This window comes from Bacteroidota bacterium (assembly GCA_018692315.1).
Taxonomy (GTDB): domain Bacteria; phylum Bacteroidota; class Bacteroidia; order Bacteroidales; family JABHKC01; genus JABHKC01.
The window spans coordinates 1-25,749 of the sequence record JABHKC010000114.1; the positions used below are offsets into that span (position 1 = coordinate 1).

At 32.5% G+C, this 25,749-nt stretch carries 23 protein-coding genes; 7 read left to right on the top strand and 16 right to left on the bottom strand.

Going from position 1 to position 25,749, the window contains the following annotated elements; translation table 11 throughout:
- From HN894_09010 to atpB, 9 genes are all read right to left on the bottom strand, one after another.
- Window positions 1–868 (bottom strand): hypothetical protein (locus tag HN894_09010; protein MBT7143464.1); only part of this gene is annotated, 868 nt, incomplete at its 3' end.
- A gap of 579 nt (window positions 869–1,447) precedes the next feature.
- Window positions 1,448–2,233 carry an SDR family oxidoreductase gene (locus HN894_09015; GenBank protein ID MBT7143465.1) on the bottom strand — a complete coding sequence of 262 codons (786 nt, stop codon included), beginning with the start codon at window positions 2,231–2,233 and terminating at the stop codon, window positions 1,448–1,450.
- A 22-nt stretch (window positions 2,234–2,255) separates the two neighbouring features.
- Window positions 2,256–3,983, bottom strand: a complete 1,728-nt coding sequence (lysS, locus tag HN894_09020) for a lysine--tRNA ligase (GenBank protein MBT7143466.1) — start codon at window positions 3,981–3,983, stop codon at window positions 2,256–2,258.
- A 222-nt stretch (window positions 3,984–4,205) separates the two neighbouring features.
- Window positions 4,206–5,087: an ATP synthase F1 subunit gamma gene (atpG, locus tag HN894_09025; GenBank protein MBT7143467.1), complete on the bottom strand. Its 882-nt coding sequence runs from the start codon at window positions 5,085–5,087 to the stop codon at window positions 4,206–4,208.
- A gap of 111 nt (window positions 5,088–5,198) precedes the next feature.
- Window positions 5,199–6,773 (bottom strand): F0F1 ATP synthase subunit alpha, encoded by a 1,575-nt coding sequence (locus HN894_09030; protein ID MBT7143468.1) that lies wholly within the window; start codon window positions 6,771–6,773, stop codon window positions 5,199–5,201.
- An 80-nt stretch (window positions 6,774–6,853) separates the two neighbouring features.
- On the bottom strand, window positions 6,854–7,423 hold the full coding sequence (atpH, locus tag HN894_09035) for an ATP synthase F1 subunit delta (protein ID MBT7143469.1): 570 nt from the start codon (window positions 7,421–7,423) through the stop codon (window positions 6,854–6,856).
- An 11-nt stretch (window positions 7,424–7,434) separates the two neighbouring features.
- The gene (locus HN894_09040) at window positions 7,435–7,929 is read right to left on the bottom strand and encodes a F0F1 ATP synthase subunit B (GenBank protein MBT7143470.1); all 495 of its coding nucleotides are present in this window, start codon (window positions 7,927–7,929) and stop codon (window positions 7,435–7,437) included.
- An 82-nt stretch (window positions 7,930–8,011) separates the two neighbouring features.
- On the bottom strand, window positions 8,012–8,269 hold the full coding sequence (gene atpE / locus HN894_09045) for an ATP synthase F0 subunit C (protein ID MBT7143471.1): 258 nt from the start codon (window positions 8,267–8,269) through the stop codon (window positions 8,012–8,014).
- A 48-nt stretch (window positions 8,270–8,317) separates the two neighbouring features.
- Entirely contained in the window at window positions 8,318–9,412 is a 1,095-nt protein-coding gene (gene atpB / locus HN894_09050) for a F0F1 ATP synthase subunit A (GenBank protein ID MBT7143472.1), read from the bottom strand.
- Window positions 9,413–9,624: 212 nt separating this feature from the next.
- On the opposite strand from atpB, the gene HN894_09055 reads away from it, so the two are divergent.
- Window positions 9,625–10,509 (top strand): rhomboid family intramembrane serine protease, encoded by an 885-nt coding sequence (locus tag HN894_09055; GenBank protein ID MBT7143473.1) that lies wholly within the window; start codon window positions 9,625–9,627, stop codon window positions 10,507–10,509.
- A gap of 37 nt (window positions 10,510–10,546) precedes the next feature.
- Window positions 10,547–11,644: an endonuclease/exonuclease/phosphatase family protein gene (locus HN894_09060; protein ID MBT7143474.1), complete on the top strand. Its 1,098-nt coding sequence runs from the start codon at window positions 10,547–10,549 to the stop codon at window positions 11,642–11,644.
- 179 nt (window positions 11,645–11,823) lie between these two features.
- On the opposite strand, the gene HN894_09065 is transcribed toward HN894_09060, so the two are convergent.
- The 4 genes from HN894_09065 to HN894_09080 all read right to left on the bottom strand — a co-directional run bounded on the left by HN894_09065 (window position 11,824) and on the right by HN894_09080 (window position 15,152).
- On the bottom strand, window positions 11,824–12,804 hold the full coding sequence (locus HN894_09065; GenBank protein ID MBT7143475.1) for a hypothetical protein: 981 nt from the start codon (window positions 12,802–12,804) through the stop codon (window positions 11,824–11,826).
- 133 nt (window positions 12,805–12,937) lie between these two features.
- A complete protein-coding gene (purD, locus tag HN894_09070; protein MBT7143476.1) occupies window positions 12,938–14,206 on the bottom strand; it encodes a phosphoribosylamine--glycine ligase in 1,269 nt (422 codons plus the stop codon).
- 6 nt (window positions 14,207–14,212) lie between these two features.
- Entirely contained in the window at window positions 14,213–14,566 is a 354-nt protein-coding gene (locus HN894_09075; GenBank protein ID MBT7143477.1) for a carboxymuconolactone decarboxylase family protein, read from the bottom strand.
- A gap of 4 nt (window positions 14,567–14,570) precedes the next feature.
- Entirely contained in the window at window positions 14,571–15,152 is a 582-nt protein-coding gene (locus HN894_09080) for an SIS domain-containing protein (protein MBT7143478.1), read from the bottom strand.
- A 121-nt stretch (window positions 15,153–15,273) separates the two neighbouring features.
- On the opposite strand from HN894_09080, the gene HN894_09085 reads away from it, so the two are divergent.
- The 5 genes from HN894_09085 (at window position 15,274) to mtnA (ending at window position 21,591) form a co-directional block, all read left to right on the top strand.
- Window positions 15,274–16,083, top strand: a complete 810-nt coding sequence (locus tag HN894_09085) for an ion transporter (GenBank protein ID MBT7143479.1) — start codon at window positions 15,274–15,276, stop codon at window positions 16,081–16,083.
- A 30-nt stretch (window positions 16,084–16,113) separates the two neighbouring features.
- Window positions 16,114–16,653 (top strand): hypothetical protein, encoded by a 540-nt coding sequence (locus HN894_09090; GenBank protein ID MBT7143480.1) that lies wholly within the window; start codon window positions 16,114–16,116, stop codon window positions 16,651–16,653.
- A 288-nt stretch (window positions 16,654–16,941) separates the two neighbouring features.
- Window positions 16,942–19,794, top strand: coding sequence for an insulinase family protein (locus HN894_09095; GenBank protein ID MBT7143481.1), 2,853 nt, complete (start codon window positions 16,942–16,944; stop codon window positions 19,792–19,794).
- 186 nt (window positions 19,795–19,980) lie between these two features.
- A complete protein-coding gene (locus HN894_09100; protein ID MBT7143482.1) occupies window positions 19,981–20,439 on the top strand; it encodes a clan AA aspartic protease in 459 nt (152 codons plus the stop codon).
- 51 nt (window positions 20,440–20,490) lie between these two features.
- Window positions 20,491–21,591: an S-methyl-5-thioribose-1-phosphate isomerase gene (mtnA, locus tag HN894_09105; protein ID MBT7143483.1), complete on the top strand. Its 1,101-nt coding sequence runs from the start codon at window positions 20,491–20,493 to the stop codon at window positions 21,589–21,591.
- Here mtnA and typA read toward each other — a convergent pair.
- From typA to HN894_09120, 3 genes are all read right to left on the bottom strand, one after another.
- Window positions 21,581–23,389, bottom strand: a complete 1,809-nt coding sequence (typA, locus tag HN894_09110; protein ID MBT7143484.1) for a translational GTPase TypA — start codon at window positions 23,387–23,389, stop codon at window positions 21,581–21,583. The two genes, mtnA and typA, sit on opposite strands and share 11 nt — an antisense overlap.
- Window positions 23,390–23,608: 219 nt before the next feature.
- Window positions 23,609–24,946 carry a hypothetical protein gene (locus HN894_09115; GenBank protein MBT7143485.1) on the bottom strand — a complete coding sequence of 446 codons (1,338 nt, stop codon included), beginning with the start codon at window positions 24,944–24,946 and terminating at the stop codon, window positions 23,609–23,611.
- Window positions 24,947–25,254: 308 nt separating this feature from the next.
- A complete protein-coding gene (locus tag HN894_09120) occupies window positions 25,255–25,572 on the bottom strand; it encodes a nucleotide-binding protein (protein MBT7143486.1) in 318 nt (105 codons plus the stop codon).
- Between the last annotated feature and the right edge of the window lie 177 nt (window positions 25,573–25,749).

Consider the following 25,749-nt stretch of genomic DNA (forward strand, 5'->3'; position numbering starts at 1 on the left):
AAGCACAAGCTGCATCTGTAATTTCAAAGGTCAAAGGACCTTGAATGATAATATTTGAATTTGGTGGTTCAGTAATTTCAATACTTGTATCAGCAACACAGCCATTTCCATCGGTAATTTGTACTGCATAAAAACCAGCTGGTCGATCAGATAGAGTGTCATTTATACAAATAGTTGTGCCACCCGAAATCCACTGATTTCCCTCTTGCCAATTGAAAGTAAAAGGAGGTGTTCCGCTAACTAACAATTGTATTTCCCCGTCATTTCCACCATAGTAGCTTACGTCTGTGACAGAAATTACAATATCAATTATGTCTAAACTAACCATATCAGAAGTAACAGCATTACATAAATTTGCATCAGTAACAAGAACTGTATAGACTTGGCCTGCTGAAAGATTGCTAATGTCTTGTGTTGTTACACCATTGTTCCAATAGTATGAATATGGTGTTGTTCCACCTGATACAGATAAATCTATACTCCCTAATGAATTGCAGTTTTCATTTGTAATATCTATTGATAATTGCAAACTTTGAGGTTGTCCTACATTCACACTACCTGATGCAATATTCCCTCCCTGCCCTGTAACAGTTACTGAATAAGATGTGGGATATAAATATGCAAGATCCTCAGTTATATAAGTAAATCCATAACCACCTTGCCAGAAATATGTATATGGGCCTGGAAATGCGACTTGATCAACTGTAAGGTCTATTGCACCCTGAGGTTCATAAGAGCATGAAGCATTAAAAATATCAAAAGTTAGCGGTCCTACAACAATGGTTGTGTCTTGCGAATTTACAATTTTGCTTTGAAACATAAAGCCAGTTAAAATACTTAAAAGAAACAAAATAAGTGAATTTTTCATCGTAATAGTTTTTAGTTAATAAATATATTAGAGTACTTCATTTTTCAATTCAATCTGCTTATTTTCATAAAGTCTTATTCAAATTGTTAATGATAGGATGCTGAAAATATTATGAAATTTCATATTTTGCATTTCACTTAATTCGTCAGATTTGCATCAACAATAATTTTTAAAGTATTTTATTATAGTATAGAAAGAATATTTGACTTGTTTTAAAATATGACTTCGAGAAATATCTATACTAATATATACAATACCAAAGTTAAAACACTTGCCAAATTTATGAACAAAATTTGAATAAACAAACTATTTCTTTAAAAAATGAAATATTTTTCAAAAATAATGAATTTTTAGTGAATATTTTTAATTCCAATATCTATTTCGGTAAATAAATACTGAAATGTGGATGATAAAACTAAAATCTCATTTTTGGATAAAATTTAAACTTGAATGGAGACAAAATTATAAGGAAATTCAAAATAATAATTAAAAAACAATTTGTTGCAAACGAAAAAGACCTGACAGGTTTTGAAAACCTGTCAGGTCTAACATTCAAACTTTTTGCTTTTCACTTTCAACTTAGAGACAAGCAATTCTACCGCCATCAACAGGAAGATTTATTCCATTTATGTAGGCTGCCGAAGGAGAAGCGAGAAATGCAGTAGCAAATGCAATCTCTTCGGCTGTGGCAAATCTTTCTAAGGGTATTGTTTGGTAAATAGATTTTTTTGTTTCGTCAATAGTCTTATTCAAACGTGAAGCTGTGTTTTTAAGTAAGGATTGCAATCGGGCAGTATTGGTATATCCGGGCAAAATATTATTCACCGTTATTCCAAACTCTCCCAACTCGTTAGCAAGAGTTTTAGCCCAGCTTGCAACCGCTCCCCTGATAGTATTTGAAACTCCAAGATTTGGTATTGGCTGTTTCACCGAAATCGAAATAATATTTATTATCCTACCGTAAGCGGAAGATTTCATCCCCTCAATAACCGACTGGGCTAATATTTGATTACAAACCAAATGTTGCGAAAAAGCTTTTTCAAAGTTTGAGGTTTCAGCGGCAATAGCTTGTCCGGGGGGAGGGCCTCCCGTATTGTTTATTAAAATATTTATAGTATTATCTTCAACATACTTTTCGATTTTCTGCTTTAGCAAATTTGTTTCGGTAAAATCTGCAACTATAAAATTGTGTTTTTGATTTCCAGAATTTGGCAGGTTTTTGCAAACTTTCGCAAGTTCTGTTTCATTTCTGGCAATTAATGTGATATTTGCTCCAAGATTTGCCAGTTCAATAGCAATTGCTTTCCCAATTCCTTGCGTACTTCCGGCAACTGCAGCTCTTCTATTATTTAAGCTTAAATCCATAATTCTTATCAATCAAAATAAATTAATCATTTTTTAACCAAAGCTTTACCTCTTCAATTTTAGGATTCACCAAACCAAGTTTATGTTTTTTATTCAGTCCGCAAATCTCTTGATGCAATTTGTTTGGATTGGCAGTTTTTAACTCATCTATCGTTAAAATTCCCAGTTTATTGATTAATGGCACAAGTTCTTTGGCAATTCCAACTTGCATGAATTTTGAGTCATCATCTTTTTGAGCTTTCTTTTCTGATCGCATTTGTGGGAAAAACAAAACATCCTGAATAGAATCGGAATTTGTCATTATCATAGCCAATCGGTCTATCCCAATTCCAAGCCCTGATGTTGGTGGCATTCCGGTTTCTATGGCTTTAAGAAAATCTTCGTCGAGAACCATAGCTTCTTCATCGCCACGATTTCCGAGAACTAACTGTTGCTCAAATCTGTCTCTCTGGTCAATAGGATCGTTCAATTCCGAATAGGCATTACAAATTTCTTTTCGATTGCAAATAAGCTCAAATCGTTCAACCAGGCCTTCTTTGCTGCGGTGCTTTTTTGCAAGTGGCGACATTTCTATCGGATAATCAGTAATATAGGTAGGTTGAATTAAAAGTTTTTCGCATTTTTCGCCAAATATTTCGTCAATAATTTTTCCTTTTCCCATGCTTGAATCAAGCTCTACACCAAGTTTTTTTGCAGTTTCGACCAATTCTTTCTCATTCATTTCAGAAATGTCAATTCCGGTATATTCCTGTATAGCTTCAAAAATTGTAAATCTTTTCCAGGGACGTTTAAAATCAATAGAATTTTCGCCAACTTTAACAACTGTGGTTCCGTGCAGGTCTAATGCAATTTTTTCAACCATTTCCTCCACAAGATTCATCATCCAATTGTAATCTTTATAGGCAACATAAAGTTCCATTTGTGTAAATTCAGGATTATGATATCGGCTCATCCCTTCGTTACGGAAATCTTTGGCAAATTCGAAAACTCCATCGAAACCTCCAACAATTAGCCGTTTTAGATACAGCTCGTTGGCTATTCTCAAATATAAAGTTTGGTCTAATTTGTTGTGATAAGTTTTGAATGGTTTTGCAGCAGCACCTCCATAAATTGGTTGTAAAATTGGAGTTTCAACTTCAAGGTATCCTTTATCGCTCATAAACTTACGCATCGAATTTATAAGTTGTGAACGCTTAACAAAAGTGTCTTTTACCGACTGATTTACAATTAAATCGAGATAACGTTGACGATATCGTAAATCCGGGTCTTGGAAGGCATCATATATTTTCCCGTCCTTTTCTTTTACAATTGGAAGAGGACGAATAGATTTGCACAAAATAGTAAGTTTGTTTGTCCTTACTGAAATTTCGCCCACCTTTGTGATAAACGCATCTCCTTCAATTCCAACAATATCGCCAATATCTAAATATTTTTTGAAAACAACATTATATAAAGTTTTGTCTTCGTCGGGGCAGATTATATCTCGATTTAGGTAAACCTGAATTCTACCATGACTATCCTGAATTTCAATAAATGAAGCCTTACCCATAATTCGGCGGCTCATAATTCTTCCGGCTATACTTATATTTTGAAAATTATTTTTCTCCGAATTAAAATTTTTAATAATCTCTTCGCTGTTAGCATTTATCTTATATTCTTTTGCAGGATATGGATTTATACCCAATTTTACTATTTCTTCGTAAGAATTTCTTCTAATTACTTCCTGTTCGTTAAGTTCAGTCTTATTCATCATTTCCAAATTAAATTCGTACAAAGATAGGATATTAAGCTGAAAAATATTGAAGTTTTTGGTTTTGGATTTTGCAAAGAAATTTTGAAAATTGCAGGTAAATCAATAGCCATAGAATGAGTCAAAGCTTCACTCAAAGTGAAACTCTGGCTTAAAACAAAAAAGGCTATCCGTTTCAGATAACCTTTTTGCAATTGATATTATATTTTCAACAATTTTGCCCTATCCTTTCAAAGCCTCAGCTCCACCAACAATTTCAAGAATTTCATTAGTAATAGAAGCTTGCCGAGCTTTATTGTAATGCAATTTAAGATCGCGTAGCATCTCGCTGGCATTGTCGGTTGCCTTGTGCATTGCTGTCATTCTTGCACCATGTTCAGAAGCAAACGAATCAAGAATAGATTTATAAATTTGTATTTTCAGTGAGCGAGGGATTAATTTTTCAATTATATATTCTTTGCTTGGCTCAAAAATGTAATCTTGTACTTCTTTAGTTTCTTTTTTCTCTTTAATTTCGATAGGCAAAAATTGCTCATCAGTCAATACTTGAACTCCGGCATTTTTAAATTGATTATACACTAATTCGATTCTATCGTATTCTCCATCAATGAATTTTTGCATTATCTTTTCAGCGAAAGCGGCAACAGTTTTGTAATCCAGACTGTCGAACAATTCTTGATTGTTTTTCTCAATTGGAGTTTGCTTTTTCGATTTTAACATTTCAAAAGCTTTTTTCCCAACGCTTAAAAAATCGACCTTCCCATTTTTAAATTCATTAGGGTATTTGTGTTCGGCTAATTCTATAGCTCGTTTCACTACATTGGAATTGAAAGCTCCGCAAAGTCCTCTGTTCGAGCTTACTGAAACAATTAAAACCTTATTTATAGCACGTTGTTTTGCAAAAACATTGTCTTCACTTGAATCTATATTTTCAGAAATACTTAAAAGTATTTCGTGCAACTTGTTTGCATAAGGTCGCATTTGCAAAATAGCATCCTGAGCCTTACGCAATTTTGCCGCCGAAACCATTTTCATAGCACTGGTTATCTGTCGGGTAGATGTAACCGAACTAATTCGTGTCCTAATTTCCTTTAAATTTGCCATAATTTTTATTCAAATAAAGCTTTACCGTACAAATTCTCCTTTTGATTTATAAATATTGAAAACAAAAATTCTAATTCAATTTTTCAAATTCAGTATTCTTTTCAGAAACTACTAATATTTAGAAATCATATCATTTGCAACTTCTTCAAGCGTGTCGGTAATTTCTTTGTTTAATTTACCTTCACTCAGTAATTTAAGAGTATCACTATGTTTTGCTTTTAAAGTATCAATAAACTGTATTTCAAAATTTCGGATTTTATCAACCGGAATTTTTTTCAACATTGCTTTTGTGCCGCAATAAATAATTGCAATTTGTTCGGCAACCGGAACCGGAGAATATTGTGGCTGTTTAAGAATTTCAACATTTTTTCGTCCTTTGTCGAGAGTTGCCATAGTAACTGCGTCGAGGTCTGAACCAAATTTTGCAAATGCTTCTAATTCTCTAAATTGTGCTTGATCTAATTTTAGCGTTCCGGCAACTTTTTTCATTGATTTAACCTGAGCATTTCCCCCAACACGAGAAACAGAAATACCAACATTAATTGCAGGACGAACCCCTGAATTAAACAAGTTGGACTCTAAAAATATCTGTCCATCGGTAATCGAAATCACATTTGTAGGAATATATGCAGAAACATCGCCAGCCTGAGTTTCAATAATTGGTAAAGCTGTGAGCGATCCGCCACCTTTCACAAGATGTTTTATGGAAGGTGGTATATCATTCATTTTCTGAGCTATTTCATCGGAATTTATAACTTTTGCAGCTCTTTCGAGTAATCTTGAATGTAGATAAAAAACATCGCCAGGATATGCTTCCCGTCCAGGTGGACGGCGAAGGAGCAAGGAAACTTCTCGGTAAGAAACTGCTTGTTTCGACAAATCATCGTAAATAATCAAAGCAGGACGACCGGTATCTCTAAAAAATTCTCCTATCGACGCTCCTGCATATGGTGCATAAAACTGAAGTGCTGCCGGATCGGAAGCTGTTGCCGAAACAATAACAGTATAATCCATTGCGCCATATTCTTCCAGAGTTTTTGCAATATTTGCAACCGTCGAACCTTTCTGACCAATAGCTACATATACACAAAAAACAGGCTCACCTTTTTCGTAAAATTCTTTTTGATTTATGATAGTATCAATTGCAATTGCAGTTTTTCCGGTTTGTCTGTCGCCAATAATAAGTTCACGCTGTCCTCTACCAATCGGAATCATTGCATCAATAGCTTTAATTCCTGTTTGAAGAGGTTCGTTCACCGGTTGTCGATAGATAACTCCTGGAGCTTTTCTTTCAAGTGGCATTTCATAACGTTCTCCTTCAATTGACCCTTTGCCGTCGATAGGATTTCCAATAGAATTGAGAACTCTACCTACCATTCCTTCGCCAACATCTATGGAGGCAATTTTTCGGGTACGTCTGATTACATCACCTTCTTTGATGCCCTGGGAAGATCCCATCAAAACAACTCCTACGCTGTCTTCTTCAAGGTTCAGAACAATGCCTTTCACACCGTTTTCAAATTCTACTAATTCGTTAGACTGCACGTTTGACAAACCGTAAATTCTGGCAATTCCATCGCCAACTTGCAAAACCGTACCAACCTCTTCTAATTCGGCTTCGTTTTTAAAATTCTCTAATTGTTGTTTCAAAATTTCTGAAACTTCAGCAGGTCTAATATCAGCCATATTGTTTATTTTATATTTATTGTTGAATATTTTTATATCAAGAGTTATTCATAATTTATAATTCAAAACTCATAATTCTTCTACACAGTCTGAATAAATTTCTTTTCAAAAGTAGTGTTTACTAATTCTGTCCTTATTCTTTTCAATTTAGTTGAAACACTCGAATCGTATTGTTTGTCTTCAATTCGCAAAACAAATCCGCCAATAATTTTATCATTAATTTGTTCGTTAAATTCAATTTTAGACTTAAAGTGTTTTTCAATTATTTGTTTTATTTCGGAACTTTGTTCTTCGCCAATGGAAAATGCTGTGGTCAAAAATGCAGTTTTGATTCCTTTTTCTTTTTTTACAAGATCTAAGAAATTTCTTGAAATATCAATTAAATACATCTCTCTTTTGTTTTTCAAAACAAGATTCAGAAATGAATGAGTCAATTCTGAAATTTGTCCTTTAAAAATCTTCTCTGTAATCTTTATTTTTTGCGAAGTATTTATAATGGGGCTTTCAAGAAGTAGCTTAAACTCACTTATAGTTTTTCCTAAGGAAAAGACAAAAGAAATATCATTATTTACGCTATTGATACTCTTTTTTTCTTTTGCCAATAAGAATAAAGCTTTTGCATATCGTACAGAAATTTTTCCTTGATTCATTTTTTCTACGACTAATTAAGATTTATATTTTCTGTCAATTCTTTGATATATTCCTTTTGAGATTTTTTATCGGCAAGTTCTTTTTTGAGTATCTTTTCAGCAATTTCTACTGCCAACTCTGCCACTTGGTTTTTGATTTCGACAACTGCTGTTGCTTTTTCGTTTTGAATAGAAACACGAGCTGTTTCAATTAGCTTGTCGGTTTCTATAGTAGCTTTTACTTTTGCATCTTTTATGATACTTTCTTTCACATCGCGTGCCTCTTTCAGCAAATTGTCTCGTTCTTCTTTGGCTTGTACGATAATTACTTCGTTGTCGGCTTTAAGTTTTTTCATTTCAGATTTTGCATTTTCTGCCGATTCCAAAGCACTTTCAATAGAATCTTCTCTTTCTTTCAAAGCTCCCAAAATGGGCTTCCAGGCAAATTTCTTTAAAACGAACAATACTATTCCGAACGAAACCAACATCCAGAATAAAAGACCTAAATCGGGTACAATTAATTGCATAATATTTATATTAAAATTTTACTTCAAAATGAAACTAACAGTTCAGCCAACCGCTAAACTGTTAGTAAATTTTTCTTATTTCTTAAACGAAAAGAATTAAGAAACAAACAACTATAGCAAAGAATGCAACTCCTTCGACTAAAGCAGCGGCTATAATCATATTCGAGCGAATATCTCCTACAGCTTCTGGTTGTCGAGCAATCGATTCCATAGCACTACCACCGATTTTACCGATGCCAATACCTGCACCAACAACTGCAATTCCTGCTCCAATACCGGCTCCCATTTTTGCAATTGCTACATTTGCTACAGCTAATAAAATACTTGTTAATGTTAACATTTTTCTACTTTTTTAGTTAATAAATGTATAATCGTTTTAAATATATTTTTAATGATGTTCTTCAATTGCCATTCCGAAATATAGTGCCGACAACAATGTAAAAACGTACGCCTGAATAAAAGCAACTAAAAATTCGAGGAATGTCATAAAAACCGTAAATGCTATAGATAGAACCGAAATTCCGTATCCTGCATAAATACTAAGGTTTCCGAAAATGAAAATCAGGCTGAAAAAGCCTAATGCAATTATATGCCCGGCAGAAATGTTGGCAAACAAACGAACCATCAATACAAACGGTTTGGTGAAAACTCCAACAATTTCAACAATTGGCATAAGCGGAATTGGAATTTTCAGCCACCAGGGCACACCCGGAGCATTGATTATATGTGTCCAATAGTTTTTGTTTCCACTAAAAGTGGTGATGGCAAAAGTGAACAGAGCTAAAACCAAAGTAATTGCAATGTTTCCTGTAATATTTGCACCGCCCGGAAAAATTGGTATTAAGCCGAGAACATTGTTTAGAAAAATAAAGAAAAACAATGTCAATAAAAATGGCAGATACTTCATGTACTTTTTCTCGCCAATCGATGCCTTTGCAATATCGTCTCTTATGAAAATAATAATTGGTTCCAACAAAGACTGAATTCCTTTTGGAGCTTTGCCCTCGCGATTTCTGTAAAGTTTTGCTACCGATAGAAATATCCAAAGCAATAATCCTAAACTGATTAATAGAGCAAGCACATTTTTCGTAATAGAAATATCAAAGGGACGAACTATTGAGCCATCTTCAAGCACTTCAACAACTTTTCCTTTATAGTCGCCATCGTGGGCAATTTCGAATCCATTATATGAATCGTGTCCATGATGGAATTTTGCTGAAGAAAAAACATTAAACCCAGAGTTTTCGCTATACACAATAATTAGCAATGGAATGCTAACATGAGTTTCTTTGTAAGTAAGGATGTGCCAGTCGTAGCTATCTCCAATGTGGTCTAAAATGAATGAACCGGGATCAAAAACATTTTCATGAGAACTATTGTGTTCGTCTTGCTGATTTTCGCTTGCAAACGAATTTGTTGATAAACAGATAGATACCAACAAAACAGCACAAATTACAAGCAATTTCCTAAAGTCTCTAATCATCAAACTATCATTTAATTTACGTTTTGATATTTTTGCAAAAGTATTAAAAATATTTTACATGAAAAATTTAAGTATTCAAATACTTAATTTAGAGTAATTTTTATGTTAAATTAAACTGATTGATGCAAATTTCAATTATTATTTTTGAAAATATTAAGACTTTTTTGTCAAATTTGCCGTATTTTTAAGTATATTAAATTGTTTTTCAAATTATGAATATTGTTGATGAAATTAAAAACAGCTATAAAAATAGCGATGTGCTTATCAAGCTGATATACATAAATTTAGCTATTTTTTTATCTGTTCATATTCTCGAAATAATTATTACGATTTTTAATATTTCGCCAGACAGAGAAATTTCTATAATTTATTGGTTTGCAGTTCCTTCTTCGATAGAGGCACTGGCTAAAGTCCCATGGTCGATTTTTACATATATGTTTCTGCACGAAAATTTTATACATATTCTTTTCAATATGCTATGGCTTTTTTGGTTTGGAAAAATTTTCCTTATTTATTTAAGCGAAAAGCAATTGCTTGGAATATATATTTTTGGCGGACTCTCAGGTGCAGTTTTGTATATTATTTCATATAATATTTTTCCCGGATTCGAACAGCAATATTTAAGTTCGGTAGCATTGGGAGCCTCAGCTTCTGTTATGGCTGTTATTGTTGCAATATCAGCTTATGCACCAAATTATACTTTAAACTTGATGTTTATTGGCAATGTGAAAATAAAATATATTGCACTTTCAGCTTTTGTATTTACTTCACTTTTAGATTTTTCAGTAAACTCGGGTGGAAAAATTGCACATATTGGCGGTGCAATTTTAGGCTATTATTTTATTGTTAGTTTGAAAAAAGGAAAAGATTTTACGAAAGGGATAAATAGGTTTTTCGACAAAATTATTAGGTATTTCGATAAAAAGCCAAAAATTACATACAAAAATGTTAGAAAAATGACAGACGAAGAATATAATCAAGACAAAGCAAAACAACAGGAAGTAATTGACAAAATTCTTGATAAAGTAGCAAAATCGGGATATTCGAGTCTTTCGCAAAAAGAAAAAGATATTCTTTTCAGAGCAAGCGACAAATAAATTAATTTACAAGTTTTAATACTTCTAAGTATATATTTTGAAAAAACTCCTCAATAAAATATTTCTAATTATCAATTTGATATTGATTGTAGTATTATTTTTTAGTTATTTGGCTTCGCATGTAAATCCATCAAAAACATGGGTTATTGCATTTTTCGGATTAGCTTATCCACAAATATTAATAGCTAATATAATTTTCATAATCTTATGGTTTTTTAGAAAACCAAAATATGCACTAATTTCAATAATTACAATTTTGCTGGGTTGGCAATATTTTTCGAGGAGCTTCCAAATTAATTTTTCAAAAGAAAAAAGTGAATTTGAAAATGAGAATACGAACGACTTTAAACTTTTAACTTATAATGTTAGACTATTCGATTTATATAATTGGACGAAACAAAATAATAGTCCGGATGAAATTTTTGAATTTACTGCAAGCCAGAATCCAGACATTTTTTGCTTTCAGGAATTTGTAAGCAACAGTTCTAATACTGCAAGATCTTATAAATATGTTGCTAATCATAAAATGGCAAGATATTCTCATTTCGCATACACAAAATCGAATAGAAACTTATATTATGGAGTAGTAACATATAGCAAATATCCTATCATCAACAGAGGTGAAATTAGATTTGACGACACTAAGAATATTTCTATTTTTTCTGACATAAAGATTAATTCGGATACCATAAGGTTATACAATCTTCATTTACAATCAATTCGCTTCGATTTAAAAAACTATCATTATCTTGATACTATGAGTTTTAAGTACGATGAGGAAAATATTGCACAAATTGAAGATATTACAAAAAGGATGAAAATAGCCTATCAAAAACGTTCAGATCAAGTAGCAATAGTTTCGGCGCATATGAAAAAATCTCCATACAAAATCGTTATCTGCGGAGATTTCAATGATACGCCAGTTTCATACACCTATAGTGAACTAATAGCTGAACTCTTAGATGCATTTGTGGAATCAGGTCATGGTTTCGAAAATTCGTTTACAGGAATATTCCCATCGTTTCGTATCGATTATATTTTTCATGACGAAAAAATTCAATCGTATGATTATCAAACTATAAAAGTTGATTTTTCTGATCATTTTCCTGTTAGTTGCAGGCTGGTTTTGGATTAGTTTAGATTGAGCTTTTTTCCTATTTTATTTTATCGGACAGTTATGGAACTAAAAGCATTAGAAAAATATTCAAAGAGCAAAAACAAGTGGTAATGAAAAAGAGTTTAGAAGATTATAAAGACAAATGGGATTACATTACTAAATCTGAAACAGAAGTATCTGATGGAAAGGTTTCAAATTCAAAATAATTGAGCCAAAATTGAGCCTGCAAGTAATAATAAAAATATAAATTCGCTATACCATTTTTTCTTTACTGCAAGCAAGTAGTCCGATATAATAAATGAAAAAGGAACTGAAACAAAAACTAAGGTTTCGAATCCGGCTTTTGGCAAAGAATACAAAATTGCTGCTGAAAATATTATTAATAGAAAAAACAATGTGTAAAACTTCCTTCTATTGATTTTAAGCTTGTTGAATTTATTTAAGGAAAAAATTCCGGAAATTAATAGCAATATCAGAATGAATACGTAATATCCTGTTTTTATTAAGCTCAATTCAAATTTATTTTGATAATCAAAAAAATAATATTCAGCTAATTCATTAAAAAATAATAGATTATCAACCAAAAAGAAATATAAAAACAGTATTATATATGGTGTCAGTAATCCTAAAATAATTATCAGCCATTCGCGAAAATTGAATGATCGAATTATTATTTGACCTGCAAAAACAAAAACTATCAAAAAAATAGCATTGAAATGTAACAAGCTTGAAATTGAGATTAGCAGTGTTGCATCGAAATAGTTGGAAAACAAACTATCCGATTTGTATGTATCAAAGATTTTTTCTGTTGCCAATATTATGAAAATATTTGCAAAAAGTGCTGGCAGCAAGTTGTTTAAGTTATTAAGGCTAATGCAAAATACTGTAAAAATTATTCCATGCAAATATGTCCTTTTATCAATAAGAATAAATTTATTGTTCAAACGAATCAACAGATAGACTTGCACTAATATTAAAATATTAATAAGCAATAATAAAATTGTGTCAGACCAAACAAAAAAATTATTGATTAATTGAAACAGTGGCATTTGAAATTCCGAAATATTTGTAGTTTCGATTGCAGAAAACGCAAAATATTTAATCCACAAAATGCCCGTCAATAAAGGAATTACTAACAAATTATGAGCTTTAATTGTGCTTATAGTTTTAAATATCATTTTCGGTAAAATTAATCATCAAGTTTGAAGAGCAATTTATGATTCTTCGGAATAATAATATGGTTTTATCAAAAGGGGACTTCTAAAAATAGTAAATTTCAAGGCGTAAGAAATTTGCATTTTTAGAGGTTTCCTAAAGGTCAAATCCTATATCTTTTCTATAATATTTTCCTCTGAAATCAATGATTTCTGCATTTATATTAGACTGTTCGATGGCACTATTTTTATCGTTGCCAAACGAACTAATTGCCAGAACTCTGCCACCATTTGTCAGAATTTTTTCATCTGATTTTTTTGTTCCTGCATGAAAAACCAGACTATTTTCAACTTTTTCGATGTTATGAATTTCAAATCCTTTTTTATAATCTTCTGGGTATCCTTCTGAAACTAACATTACTGTAGCCAAGGTTCTATCATCTATTTCTATGTTTTTTGTGTGAATTTTCTGCATGGCAATAGCCTCAAACAAATCTAAAATATCGTTTTTTATTCTCGGAATAACAACCTCAGTTTCGGGATCTCCCATTCTTACGTTATATTCGATAACATAAGGATTGCCATCAACATTCATCAATCCGAAAAATATAAATCCTTTATAATCAATTTTTTCTGCAATCAAACCAGAAATAGTTGGTTTAATAATATGTGTTTCAACTTTTTCTAAAAAATCTTTTGATGCAAAACCTACAGGCGAAATTGCTCCCATCCCTCCGGTATTCAATCCCGAATCTTTTTCGCCAATTCGTTTATAATCTTTTGCTTCGGGCAAAATTTTATAAGAAATACCATCGGTGAAAACAAAAACCGAAAGTTCAATACCCGACAAAAATTCCTCAATAACAACTGTTTTGCTCGCTTCTTTGAATTTTCCGCCAAGCATTTCGCGAAGGTTTGTTTCTGCAAGTTTCAAATTGTCGCAAATAATTACACCTTTGCCGGCTGCCAGTCCGTCGGCTTTTAGCACAAACGGTGGCGATTGCTTTTTCAGAAACTCTAATCCTTCAGCGATATTTTCAGAATTTACACTAATGTATGATGCAGTAGGGATATTATATTTTTGCATAAACTTTTTCGCATATTCTTTGCTGCCTTCGAGAATGGCACCATCTTTTTTTGGCCCAATAAATTTTATAGACTTCAATTCATCGTCATCAGCAAAAAAATCGTGCAAACCTTTAACTAAAAGTTCCTCGGGCCCAACAACAACCATTTCAACCTGATTATTGAGCACAAACTTTTTCACATTCCGAAAATCCGATATGTCAATTTCTACATTTTCGCCATGCTGCATTGTGCCGGCATTTCCGGGCGAAATATAGAGTTTTGTTAATTTTTCGCTCTGGGCAATTTTCCATGACAAAGCATGCTCTCGTCCTCCTGAACCTATTAGTAATACTTTCATTTTAAATCAATTATTTAATTTCTCGTTCAATTCTTCCCAAAATTCCAAAGCCCGCCGAGTGTGCGGAATAACTATCGTTCCACCAACAATATTTGCTACTGAAAATATTTCAAACAGCTCCTCAGTTGTTAGCCCGGCAATGTAGCATTGTTCGAGATGATATTTTATACAATCGTCGCAGCGAAGAACCATTGAGCTAACCAATCCTAACATTTCTTTTGTCTTTGAAGATAAGGCTCCTTCGGAATATGTGTTTGTGTCGAGATTGAATAAGCGTTTTATAACTTTATTATCGCCGGAAAGCAATTTGTCATTCATTTTCATGCGATATTCTCGAAACTCCTTGATTTTTTCGCTCATGGTTTTAGATTTTATTATTCAATTGTTCTTCAATGCAATTAATTAAAGTATGAATTATTTTAATATGAATTTCTTGAACCCTGTCGGAAAATTCCGAAAATGGTGCTCGAATTTCAATATCGCAGATTTCAGCTAATTTTCCGCCGTTTTTCCCTGTCAAAGCAACTACTATCATATTTTTTGTTTTGGCTTCTTTTGCCGCAAGAACAACATTTTCTGAGTTTCCGCTGGTGCTGATTGCAAGCAGAACATCGCCTGTTTTCCCATGCCCTTCTACAAATCTTGAAAAAATATAGTCGTAGCCCAAATCGTTGGCAACACAAGAAATATACGAAGGATCGGAAATAGATATTGCAGCAAAAGATTTTCGTTTCTTTCGAAAAAATCCTGACAATTCTTCGGCAAAGTGCATTGCATCGCTCATTGATCCACCATTTCCGCAAGAAATGATTTTATTCCCCGATTCTAAAGCTTCAAACATTTTTAGCGCAGCATTTTCTATTGCAACAAAATTTGATTTGTCTGAAATAAAATCTGCAATAGATTTTTGAGCTTCATAAAAATTCTTTTCAATTAATTCTAACAACATGAATGATAGCTATATAAATTTAGATAATCATTAATAAAATAATTTGGAAAATTAATCAATTTCTAAATTTGACCAAAAAATCATATTTTTATCGCACTTTTTAAAATGAAATTGTTGAATGAAAACGAATATTAGAGAAAAGTTATATCGAATAATTTTTGATTCGGATACAAAAAGAGGTAGATTTTTTAATCTTAGTTTGCTGATAATTATTCTAATAAGCATAATTTTTGTAATGCTCGAAAGTGTTCCGTCAATCTCTGACGAATATGGCAAAATACTGAAAATTGCTGAGTGGATAATCACTATAATTTTCTCCTTAGAATATTTTTTAAGAATTTTCATTGTAAAAAAACCTGCTAAATATATATTTAGCTTTTACGGAATAATAGATTTGCTCTCGTTTTTGCCAACCTACATCGGATTATTTATTGTTGGCGGACAGAGTTTGATGGTAATCAGGGCATTAAGACTACTTCGTGTTTTCAGAATATTAAAAATTTCGCGCTACACTAAAGAAAGTAAAAAACTGATGGTGTCGCTCCGTGCCAGTCGTGCAAAAATAAGCGTTTTCCTTTTCGCAGTTATGATGATTGTAATAATAATTGGAACTTTTATGTATTTGATTGAAGGCGAAGAAAATGGATTTACAAGCATTCCTCGCAGCATTTATTGGACAATAGTAACTCTTACTACTGTTGGCTATGGCGATATTGCTCCACATACAACATTAGGACAGTTTGTAGCAAGCTTTGTAATGATTATGGGTTATGCGATAATAGCCGTCCCAACAGGAATTGTATCTGCCGAACTCACAAAAATCAAGCACAATTATTCTTCTCATAATTGCCCCGACTGTAAAAAAAATCCAAACGACGATGATGCATGTTTTTGCAAGCATTGCGGCGAAAGTTTGAAAAACAAATAATTTGATATTTTATAATAAAGACATAAAACAATGAATGATAATTTACCGGCAGGAACAAGAATTGACCATTCTACCTATGGCGAAGGAATAATTAGCAGAGTTAATATTACGAGTTATGAAATTTTTTTCGAACGAAGAGGAAAAGTTGAAATTTCCAGAACGAGCGATGATATCGATATTTTAGAAATTTCTGAAAACGAAAATAAAGAATCGGGTATTGATCTCAGGGAAATTGAAGAACTAATGTCGTATGTTTTAGATAAATATAATTCGCTTAACGAAATTGTACCACTCGGCGAAAAATGGAAAGATGGCACAATGATTCTACAACCTGCCGATACGAACCTTAAACCAAAAGAAATACCTGTTGAAGTATTTTTCCATAAAATTGTGATGCTACGCGATCGATTGAGAGTTTTGGAGCAAAACATAAATAGTAATAAATCACTTTCTGACGAAGAAAAGGTTAATATTCAGCAATATATTTCAAGAGCATACGGTAGCCTGACAACTTTCAATATTCTTTTTTCCGATAAGGAATACTATTTCAAAGGTGCCGGAAAAAGTTAGAAATATTAATACTTTATGTTGAAACTATTTGCCATTCCAATTCCAAAATATTTGGTTATATTTCTCTGCAAATTAGAGACTTTGCGAGAAATATACTTTAGTAAAATATGCCATTTCCCAGAAATTAGTTAAATGAGGTTAAAAATTGAAATAATTCATCATATATATAAATAAAGTAAATACATTTGCATAAATTTTTAAATTTAAATTTGATTGAATTTTATTGATGAAGTATAATTAATAACTTTTATTAAACATTTTATTTATTACCAAAACTAAAATCCTGTTATGAAGAAAAAAATTAATGTTCTTATAAGCTTATTTTTAGTAATGAGCTTTTTGTTTACAAATGTTTTTGCACAAGTTGATGCAAATCAGAAAATGCCTATTGATCCAGATGTTAAAATAGGAAAGCTCGACAATGGTTTGATATATTATATCAGGCAAAACAAAAAGCCGGAAAACAGAGTTGAAATGCGCCTTGCCATAAATGCCGGATCTCTTTACGAAACAGAAGCACAGCGTGGTTTAGCTCATTTTTGCGAGCATATGTGTTTCAATGGCACCAAAAATTTTGAGAAAAGCGAATTAGTCGATTTTCTCGAAAAAATGGGAATTCGTTTTGGAGCTGATCTTAATGCTTATACCAGCTTTGCCGAAACAGTTTATATGCTACAACTTCCTACCGATGATCCCGAACTATTAAGCAAAGGATATCAAGTCCTTGAAGACTGGGCACACAATGTAAGTTTTCTCGACGAAGAAATTGACAAAGAACGAGGCGTAATTAAAGAAGAATGGCGATTAGGCCTGGGAGCCGACGACAGAATGCGAAAAAAATCTTTTCCAATAATTTTTAAAGGTTCAAGATATGCAAATCGCCTACCAATTGGCTTAATGGATGTTATCGACAATTCACCTTACGACACCTTACGTCAGTTTTATAAAGATTGGTATCGACCAAATTTGATGGCAGTTGTAGTTGTTGGAGACATCGACGTGAATGAAGCCGAGCAAAAAATCATATCACATTTTGCAAACATAAAAAATCCTGACAAAATCAAAAAACGCATTGAATATGGTTTGCCGGACAACGACAAACCACTCATTAGCATTCAAACCGACGTAGAAGCTACAAATAATTCTTTACAGTTTTTCTACAAGCATGAAAATATGATTAATGAAAAGATAGGAGACTATCGTCAAAATATTCTTAATCAGTTATATAATGGCATGTTAAATAATAGATTAAGAGAAATTTCGCAGCAGCCAGACGCTCCATTTATTTATGGCTATTCTTATTATGGCGATTTTCTAGCACGTTCAAACGATGCTTATGCTTCTTTCGGAATGATGAAAGAAAATCAGATTGACGAGGGTTTTGAGGTTCTACTTTCCGAAAGCGAACGTGTAAAAAGATTTGGTTTTACAGAAACAGAATTAGAACGCCAAAAAGAAGAAGTTTTGAGCTCGTATAAAAAGTCGGCTAAAGAATTTGACAAAACTCCATCGAAAAGTTATGCAAGAGAATATGTTAGCAATTTTTTGACTTATGAGTCGATGCCCGGAATTTTAAACGAACTAAAATATGTTGAAGAATTTTTGCCGGGAATTTCCCTTGAAGAAATAAATGCTTTGGCAAAAAAATGGATAACAGAAAAGAATCTCGTAGTAAGCGTTACAGGACCCGAAAAAGAAGGCGTTGAAATTCCAACTGAGGAAGATATCCTTAAAATTGTAGAGAAAGTAAAAACAGTTAAACTGACAGCTTATGTTGACGAAGTAGTTGACGAACCCCTTTTAATGGAAATTCCAAAAGGAACAAAAGTAACAAAGCGAGTTGAAAACAAAGATTTCGATTTCACCATGGTAACATTAGGAAATGGTGTGCAAGTTATAATGAAAGAAACTGACTATAAAAACGATGAAATTCTTTTCAAAGGTTTCAGTCTTGGTGGGAGTTCTCTTTACGAAAACGACAAATTTATGTCAGCAAATTTTGCTTCAAATATTATCAATCAAAGTGGAATTGGTAGTTTTGACAACACAGCCCTTGAGAAAAAACTTGCCGGTAAAATTGTAAGCCTATCGCCAAGCATTGGTTCTCTTACCGAAGGAGTTAGAGGAAGTTCAACTCCTGCCGATTTTGAAACAATGCTACAACTTAACTATTTGTATTTTACAAAACCAAGAAAAGACAAAACTGCACACGAAGCATTTATTTCGAAAATGAAAAATCAGCTTAAATTTATGGGTGCCAGTCCTCAAATGGCATTTTATGACACTTTGATAAAAACTGTTTCGCAAAACGATCCTCGAACAATTGTTCTTCCAACCGAGGCACAATTAAACAGCATAGACTTAGACGATTTATATAAAATATATAACGAAAGATATGCAGATGCTTCTGATTGGAAATTCTTTTTAGTAGGAAATTTTAAAACAGACTCAATAATTCCACTTCTTGAGACATATCTTGGTGGATTGCCAGTGAAAAATGTCGATGAAAAATGGAAAAATAGAGAACCTGAATTCCCAACAGGTAAACATGAAATTGTTGTAAGAAAAGGAACCGAGCCAAAAGGTATGGTTGGAATTATGATGAGCGGAGACATTGAATGGAATTACGAAGATCGTCTTCATTTGAATATGATGATGAAAATTCTTTCGATAAAATTGAGAGAAAACATGAGAGAAGATCAGGGAGGAGTTTATGGAGTTCAAATTTCGGATAACACAGAAAAATATCCCGAATCAGAATATTCGATCAATGTATTTTTTGGTTGCTCTCCAGACAAAGCAGACTCTTTAATATTTACAGTTTATGATGAAATGAACGAAATTATTGAAAATGGACCTTATGCAATTGACCTTGAAAAAGTGAAAGAATCTCTTATTCGTGAACGTGAGACTGATCTTGAGAAAAATAATTATTGGTTGAACAAATTGTATTACAACTGTTTTTATGAAGGGAATTTCGAAAGCCTGACTAATTTTGAAGACAAAGTGATGGCAGTAGATGGTGAAGATATTAAAAATGCTGCAAGCAAATACATAAATCTAAACGATTATGTACAAGTAGTTTTGATGCCAGAAGAAGATGGTAAAAAGAAGAAAAAGAAAAAATCTCGTAGAAAATAGTAGTTTCTATAAAGAACTAAAATGATTTAAATGCCCTTCAAAGTTTGTAGGGCATTTTTTTGTAACCTAATTTATTTTTAACAGTTCATGGATTTAGTTTAATTCATCTCTATTAAATATTCGATATGTCAAGATTTAATGGAAATGAAATATGAAAATATAGTTTTAGTAATGAAAAAAATGTAGATGAGAACGAAAATACCAATAGAAATTATTGAATTAGAGGGAGAAGGAATCCATCTATTTGTAAAAGGTTTTTTAAATGATAATGAAGAATGTAGTTTAATTATTGATACCGGTGCATCGAAAACTGTTTTTGATTGTCATTTGCCAGAACATTTATTTAGAAAAGAATCAATTCAAGAAGAAGTTCTTACTGCTGGCATAAATGCCGGAGAAATTGAAACAAAAATTGGAATAGCAGATAATTTTACTATTGGTGATCTTGTCATAGAAAATTTTGAAACAATATTAATCAGCCTTGAGCATATCAATAATCTTTATAAGAAAATTATTAAGAAAGAAATACACGGACTTATAGGTAGCGATTTTCTTATGCAGCATAAAGCAAATGTCGATTTTAGAAAAAAAATCTTAAGTCTGGAATATAAAAAGTTGAAAGTTCATAAAGTTGAAAGTCTTTAGAGATTGAGAGTACGATTTTTTTTGAAGGCTGCATAATTCCCAAAATAAAAAATGCAAATAAACGGAAAACATTTTCGAGCAATATGGTTTGCCCCAGAAAAAGGAGGATTAGTCAAAATTATTGATCAGCGGAAACTACCATTTCAATTTCAAATTGTAGAATTACAAACTGCTGAAGAATGTATTCGGGCAATTTCGGAAATGTATGTTCGCGGGGCTCCATTGATTGGTGTTACAGCAGCATATGGACTTTTTTTTGCTTTGAAAAACATGCCTGAAAATGCTCAAATTGAAGAATTTATAAGTAAAACTATTCAGGAAATAAAAGCATCTCGTCCTACAGCTGTAAATCTTGAATTTTGTCTTGAACAAGTGAACTTGGCAATTTCGAAAGTAGATAGCCTTTCGGAGAAAACAAAAGTAGCATTAGAAACTGCAAATGAAATTGCTGAAAATGAAGTAGATTCTTGTCGAAAAATTGGAAAAATTGGATTTTCAATAATTGAAGAAATTTCGAGAAAGAAAAACGGAGAAACTGTCAATATTCTAACTCATTGCAATGCTGGATGGCTTGCATGTGTCGATTATGGAACTGCAACTGCACCAATGTATGAAGCAGCAAAACGAGGAATTAAAATTCATGTTTGGGTAGATGAAACCCGACCAAGAAATCAGGGTAGCCGATTGACTGCCTGGGAATTAGAAAATCAAAAGATAGATTACACAATAATTGCCGACAATACAGGCGGCTACCTTATGCAGCACAAAATGGTTGACCTTGTGATAGTTGGAAGCGACAGAACCACCCGAACAGGAGATGTCTGCAACAAAATTGGAACATACTTGAAAGCACTTGCTGCCAGCGACAATAATGTGCCGTTTTATGTTGCCCTTCCTACTTCAACTTTCGATATGAATATTTCCGATGGTGTTCGAGAAATTCCTATTGAAAAAAGAAATCAGGATGAAGTAAAATATATTGAAGGATTCTTAGACAATAGAATCGAAAAAGTCCTGCTCACCCCAGAAAATAGTTGTGTTGCAAATTATTCTTTTGATGTAACCCCTGCAAGGCTTGTTACTGCTCTCATTACTGAAAAGGGAATTTGCTTACCTAATGAAGATAGCATCAGAAAATTGATTAAATATTAGCTTTCTTTTGCCTCTTTCTATCGTGTTCGTTTAGCAATATTTTCCTTATTCTAATAGATTTTGGAGTAATCTCAACGTACTCATCTTCAGCAATATATTCCATAGCTTCTTCCATTGAAAACTTTATTGCAGGTGCAATCGACATTTTTTCGTCGGAGCCCGAAGCTCTCATATTCGACAATTTTTTTGTCTTAATAATATTTATTACCAGATCGTCGTATCGCGTACTTTCGCCAATCACTTGTCCTGCATAAATTTCATCGTTTGGTTCTACAAAAAAGTTCCCTCTGTCCTGAAGTTTATCTATCGAATATGCAATACATGTCCCTGTTTCCATTGCTATGAGAGCACCATTTCTTTTATTCAAAATTTCTCCTTTCCAGGGCTCGTAAGCTTTGAAACGGTGCGAAACAACAGCCTTACCTTCTGTGGCAGTAAGTATTGGATTTGTTAAACCAATCAGTCCTCTAGCTGAGATTTTGAATTCGAGATTTATTCTTTCATTTTTTGATTCAATATTAAGAATATCGCCCTTTCGTTTTGTAACAATTTCTATAACTTTTCCGGAAAATTCTTCTGGAACGTTTACATACAAAAGCTCGACCGGCTCGTGTTTATAACCATCAATTTCCTTGATAACTACCTTTGGTTGACCTAATTGAATTTCATAGCCTTCTCGTCTCATAGTTTCTACCAGAATTGACAAATGGAGGATACCTCTTCCGTAAACCAACAACTTATCCGGCGAATCTGTGTCCTCAACTTTTAAAGCCAAATTCTTTTCTGTCTCTTTGAAAAGTCTGTCTCTTACATGTCTCGAAGTTACATATTTTCCTTCCTTCCCGAAAAATGGTGAATTATTAATCGTAAAAAGCATGCTCATAGTAGGTTCGTCAACCGTGATTGGTTTAAGTGCTTCAGGTGCTTCAAAATCGGTAATGGTATCGCCTATATCAAAATTTTCAAGTCCCATTATTGCAACAATTTCACCCGATTTTACTTCCTTTTTTATTTTCTCTTTGCCCAGCCCTTCGAAACGATAAAGTTCTTTTACAACAGATTTATTTGCCAGACCATTTCTTTGAACAATAGAGACCTGATCGCCCATTTTGATGCTACCCCTGTGAATTCTTCCTACTGCAATTCTGCCGGTATATGAAGAATAATCTAACGAACTTATTTGCAATTGTAAAGTTCCGGGATTAAACTTTGGAGCTTCAAAATGTTCAATTATTGTATCTAACAAAAATGTTACATCATTGGTAGGGTTTTTCCAGTCTGAACCCATCCAACCTTGTTTCGACGAACCATAAACAACGGGATAGTCTAATTGTTCTTCAGTAGCATCTAAGGAAAACATCAACTCAAAAACAAGCTCATTTGTTTCCTCGGGATTACAATTTGGTTTGTCAACTTTGTTTATTACAACAATTGGTTTCAATCCAAGTTGCAATGCCTTTTGCAAAACAAAACGAGTTTGTGGCATAGGTCCTTCAAAAGCATCAACAAGCAGTAAAACACCATCAGCCATGTTTAAAACACGCTCTACTTCGCCACCAAAATCGGAGTGTCCGGGAGTGTCAATAATATTTATTTTTGTTTCTTTATATCTGACCGATACATTTTTTGATAAGATAGTAATTCCTCTTTCGCGTTCCAAATCGTTTGAGTCTAAAATCAAATCTTCAACTTCCTGATTTTCTCTAAACAACTTCACTTGATGTAAAATTCTATCAACCATAGTTGTTTTACCATGATCTACGTGGGCAATGATTGCAATATTTCTTATTTCCATAATGTTCGATATACTTTCAAAAAAATTTGCAAAAGTAATCAAGCAATACAAATGAGAAGAATTTATTTTTATTTTGGCTTATAAGTTGTGCTCAGATTTTGGAATTTTGGTTTTATGTTTTAGACAAAAAGCCTGACATTACTTGAAATATGTAAAGCTAAAATTCAAAAATGAATATTTCAAATTGTGAATTATTTTATTGAAAGGACAAAAAATATTTGCTTATAATTTTATCCGTTTTGTATGAAACTCAAATCCATACTCTTTTAATTCCTCTAAAACCGGTTTATAAAGTTCAGGCAAATTGGGTGGCATTCGTAAACCTATTGCGTTAATTTTACCATCAACAATTAGTCTTGAAGAAATTGCCGTTGGAAGTGCAACAGCTTTCGATATGGCTGTTTCTCCTTCAGGATCTCCTAAAACATTCATAGTAGCAATTCTTTTTTCTTTAACTCCGCTAGCAAATTCTGCAATAATTTCAATATGAATTATTATCATATCTTTTTCGCCGGGAGCATAAGCCATTTTTTCTAACATCCTGTTTAAAAGCACATTTAGATTAGTCCCTTTTTCCAAAGGTATTTGTTTATCATCGAAAAGTCCTAACCATTTCATTCTATGTAAGAAAACTGAATTTCTGTTGATTTCTAAGAATTCTGAAATATTATTTTCTAAATTCTCAGATGACTCCTTGTTTATTAATGAGCTTGTAAATTGTAGAAAGGTTTTGTTTTCGAAATTATTGATTTTTTTATTATCAAATAAACCCAATTTCTCCATATATCTCATATTATTGCAATATCCTGAATATCTCAAAAGTCCGCGATAGAATGAAATATTTTCATCCAAACCGAATGGTTCAATATATTTTTCAACATCCTTATTTGGATAAGTTTCAAAAATGCCAAGATCATCAATCTCAACGAACCAGAAGTTTTCAAAAAGTTTATCTCCGGGAATAAATATCTTTTCTCCGTCCTTAAAATATGCAGCAGCAGTTTGAGCAGCAGTAAAAACTGTTACAGGGTCCCAACTGAATTTATATCCCATCGGATTATTATTTGATTCGAATGCAGGAATTCCACTCCCGTAGGAATTTATACTTAAAATACGACCATTATCTTTTTTAATTTGGTCGATAAGCATCTGGGTTCCAAAATGATCCATTCCCGGAACCTCTCCAAGTTCGTTCAAAATCAGGATTTCTTGCTTTTCAACTTCATTTTTTAATTCCATTAAGGCTGGAACTTCATACGAAGCTGTTACCATATTCTTTTTGTATTTCAAGCAAGATTTGGCAATTATCAGATGTACAGGCTTGGGGACCATGCTGATTACTATATCAGACTTTTTAACAATATTATCAAGTTGTTTGGTGTCGTTGTTTCGCCATTCATAGGCAGTGCACTCCGGTCTGTTCCCCTTTATGTTTATCGCTTTTTCAATAAATTGATCAACTATAATTATTTTGTATTCTTTTTTTTCAATGAAATAATCTACCATTGGTTTTACCATCAATCCGGCTCCAATGATTGTTATAGTTTTAATATCCTTCATTTCTAATGCTTTTTTCTGGTGGTTTTTTAATGAATTGTTATATCTATTACCTTTTACGGGTATTATTTATAAATTATTTGCAATAAATCTATCGGCAAATATTGCATTTTTTTTTGAAAAATTTCTGAAATAAAATTTATAATGATAATGAATATAATGGTTCGGTTTTGATAACTAAAATTGTTCACAAAATTGTCAAAAAAATTGATTTATTAATATTGAAATCTATTTTTCTGATAATCCTGCTTGGTTCAATTGAAGGAAGTATTTATAAAGGGTTGAAATGCTTAAATGTTGTGCAGCGTTTTTTATAGATTATAGAAATTTTGATATCCTTTCAATCTAAGTCCATCTTTCAATTTTTCATCACCTGTCCAAATTTGAAGATCTAAAACAATCGCTAATGCAATAAATGGAGTATCCTTAATGTCAATATCTTTGCATAAATCATAAGCTTTTTGTCGACTATCTATCCCAATAAAATCAGTTGAAACAAATTTCAAACGTTCTATAATTCCATTGAAATACAAATAAAATTCTGATTCTGTAAGTTTTGAATTTTTTATTAACTTGTCTTTATGAGTGTATATCTCAGTTATCAAAAAGTTGGGAGCAAAAAATGTCATATTACTTTCAAGCAAAATATCTCTAATTTTTGAAGCTTTAGCCTGAATAATTCACAAATTTTCGTAACGAAAGTTCAAAATGTGTGTCAGATTTGAACTACCACAGATTTTTATTTTTGAGTAATAGCGAGCTATTTTGATGGAATAAAAATTGAGGACGGTCAATGATGATGTGCA

What these genes read in the sequence shown, in the direction of transcription:
- HN894_09075 (MBT7143477.1), bottom strand. Translation starts at nt 14,566, where the DNA reads ATGAGCGAAAAAATCAAGGAGTTTCGAGAATATCGCATGAAAATGAAT.
- HN894_09030 (MBT7143468.1), bottom strand. Translation starts at nt 6,773, where the DNA reads ATGGCTGATATTAGACCTGCTGAAGTTTCAGAAATTTTGAAACAACAA.
- atpB (MBT7143472.1), bottom strand. Translation starts at nt 9,412, where the DNA reads ATGATTAGAGACTTTAGGAAATTGCTTGTAATTTGTGCTGTTTTGTTG.
- HN894_09115 (MBT7143485.1), bottom strand. Translation starts at nt 24,946, where the DNA reads ATGAAGGATATTAAAACTATAACAATCATTGGAGCCGGATTGATGGTA.
- HN894_09040 (MBT7143470.1), bottom strand. Translation starts at nt 7,929, where the DNA reads ATGCAATTAATTGTACCCGATTTAGGTCTTTTATTCTGGATGTTGGTT.
- atpG (MBT7143467.1), bottom strand. Translation starts at nt 5,087, where the DNA reads ATGGCAAATTTAAAGGAAATTAGGACACGAATTAGTTCGGTTACATCT.
- HN894_09120 (MBT7143486.1), bottom strand. Translation starts at nt 25,572, where the DNA reads ATGACATTTTTTGCTCCCAACTTTTTGATAACTGAGATATACACTCAT.
- HN894_09055 (MBT7143473.1), top strand. Translation starts at nt 9,625, where the DNA reads ATGAATATTGTTGATGAAATTAAAAACAGCTATAAAAATAGCGATGTG.
- atpE (MBT7143471.1), bottom strand. Translation starts at nt 8,269, where the DNA reads ATGTTAACATTAACAAGTATTTTATTAGCTGTAGCAAATGTAGCAATT.
- HN894_09085 (MBT7143479.1), top strand. Translation starts at nt 15,274, where the DNA reads ATGAAAACGAATATTAGAGAAAAGTTATATCGAATAATTTTTGATTCG.
- HN894_09100 (MBT7143482.1), top strand. Translation starts at nt 19,981, where the DNA reads ATGAGAACGAAAATACCAATAGAAATTATTGAATTAGAGGGAGAAGGA.
- mtnA (MBT7143483.1), top strand. Translation starts at nt 20,491, where the DNA reads ATGCAAATAAACGGAAAACATTTTCGAGCAATATGGTTTGCCCCAGAA.
- purD (MBT7143476.1), bottom strand. Translation starts at nt 14,206, where the DNA reads ATGAAAGTATTACTAATAGGTTCAGGAGGACGAGAGCATGCTTTGTCA.
- HN894_09095 (MBT7143481.1), top strand. Translation starts at nt 16,942, where the DNA reads ATGAAGAAAAAAATTAATGTTCTTATAAGCTTATTTTTAGTAATGAGC.
- HN894_09090 (MBT7143480.1), top strand. Translation starts at nt 16,114, where the DNA reads ATGAATGATAATTTACCGGCAGGAACAAGAATTGACCATTCTACCTAT.
- atpH (MBT7143469.1), bottom strand. Translation starts at nt 7,423, where the DNA reads ATGAATCAAGGAAAAATTTCTGTACGATATGCAAAAGCTTTATTCTTA.
- HN894_09065 (MBT7143475.1), bottom strand. Translation starts at nt 12,804, where the DNA reads ATGATATTTAAAACTATAAGCACAATTAAAGCTCATAATTTGTTAGTA.
- HN894_09015 (MBT7143465.1), bottom strand. Translation starts at nt 2,233, where the DNA reads ATGGATTTAAGCTTAAATAATAGAAGAGCTGCAGTTGCCGGAAGTACG.
- lysS (MBT7143466.1), bottom strand. Translation starts at nt 3,983, where the DNA reads ATGAATAAGACTGAACTTAACGAACAGGAAGTAATTAGAAGAAATTCT.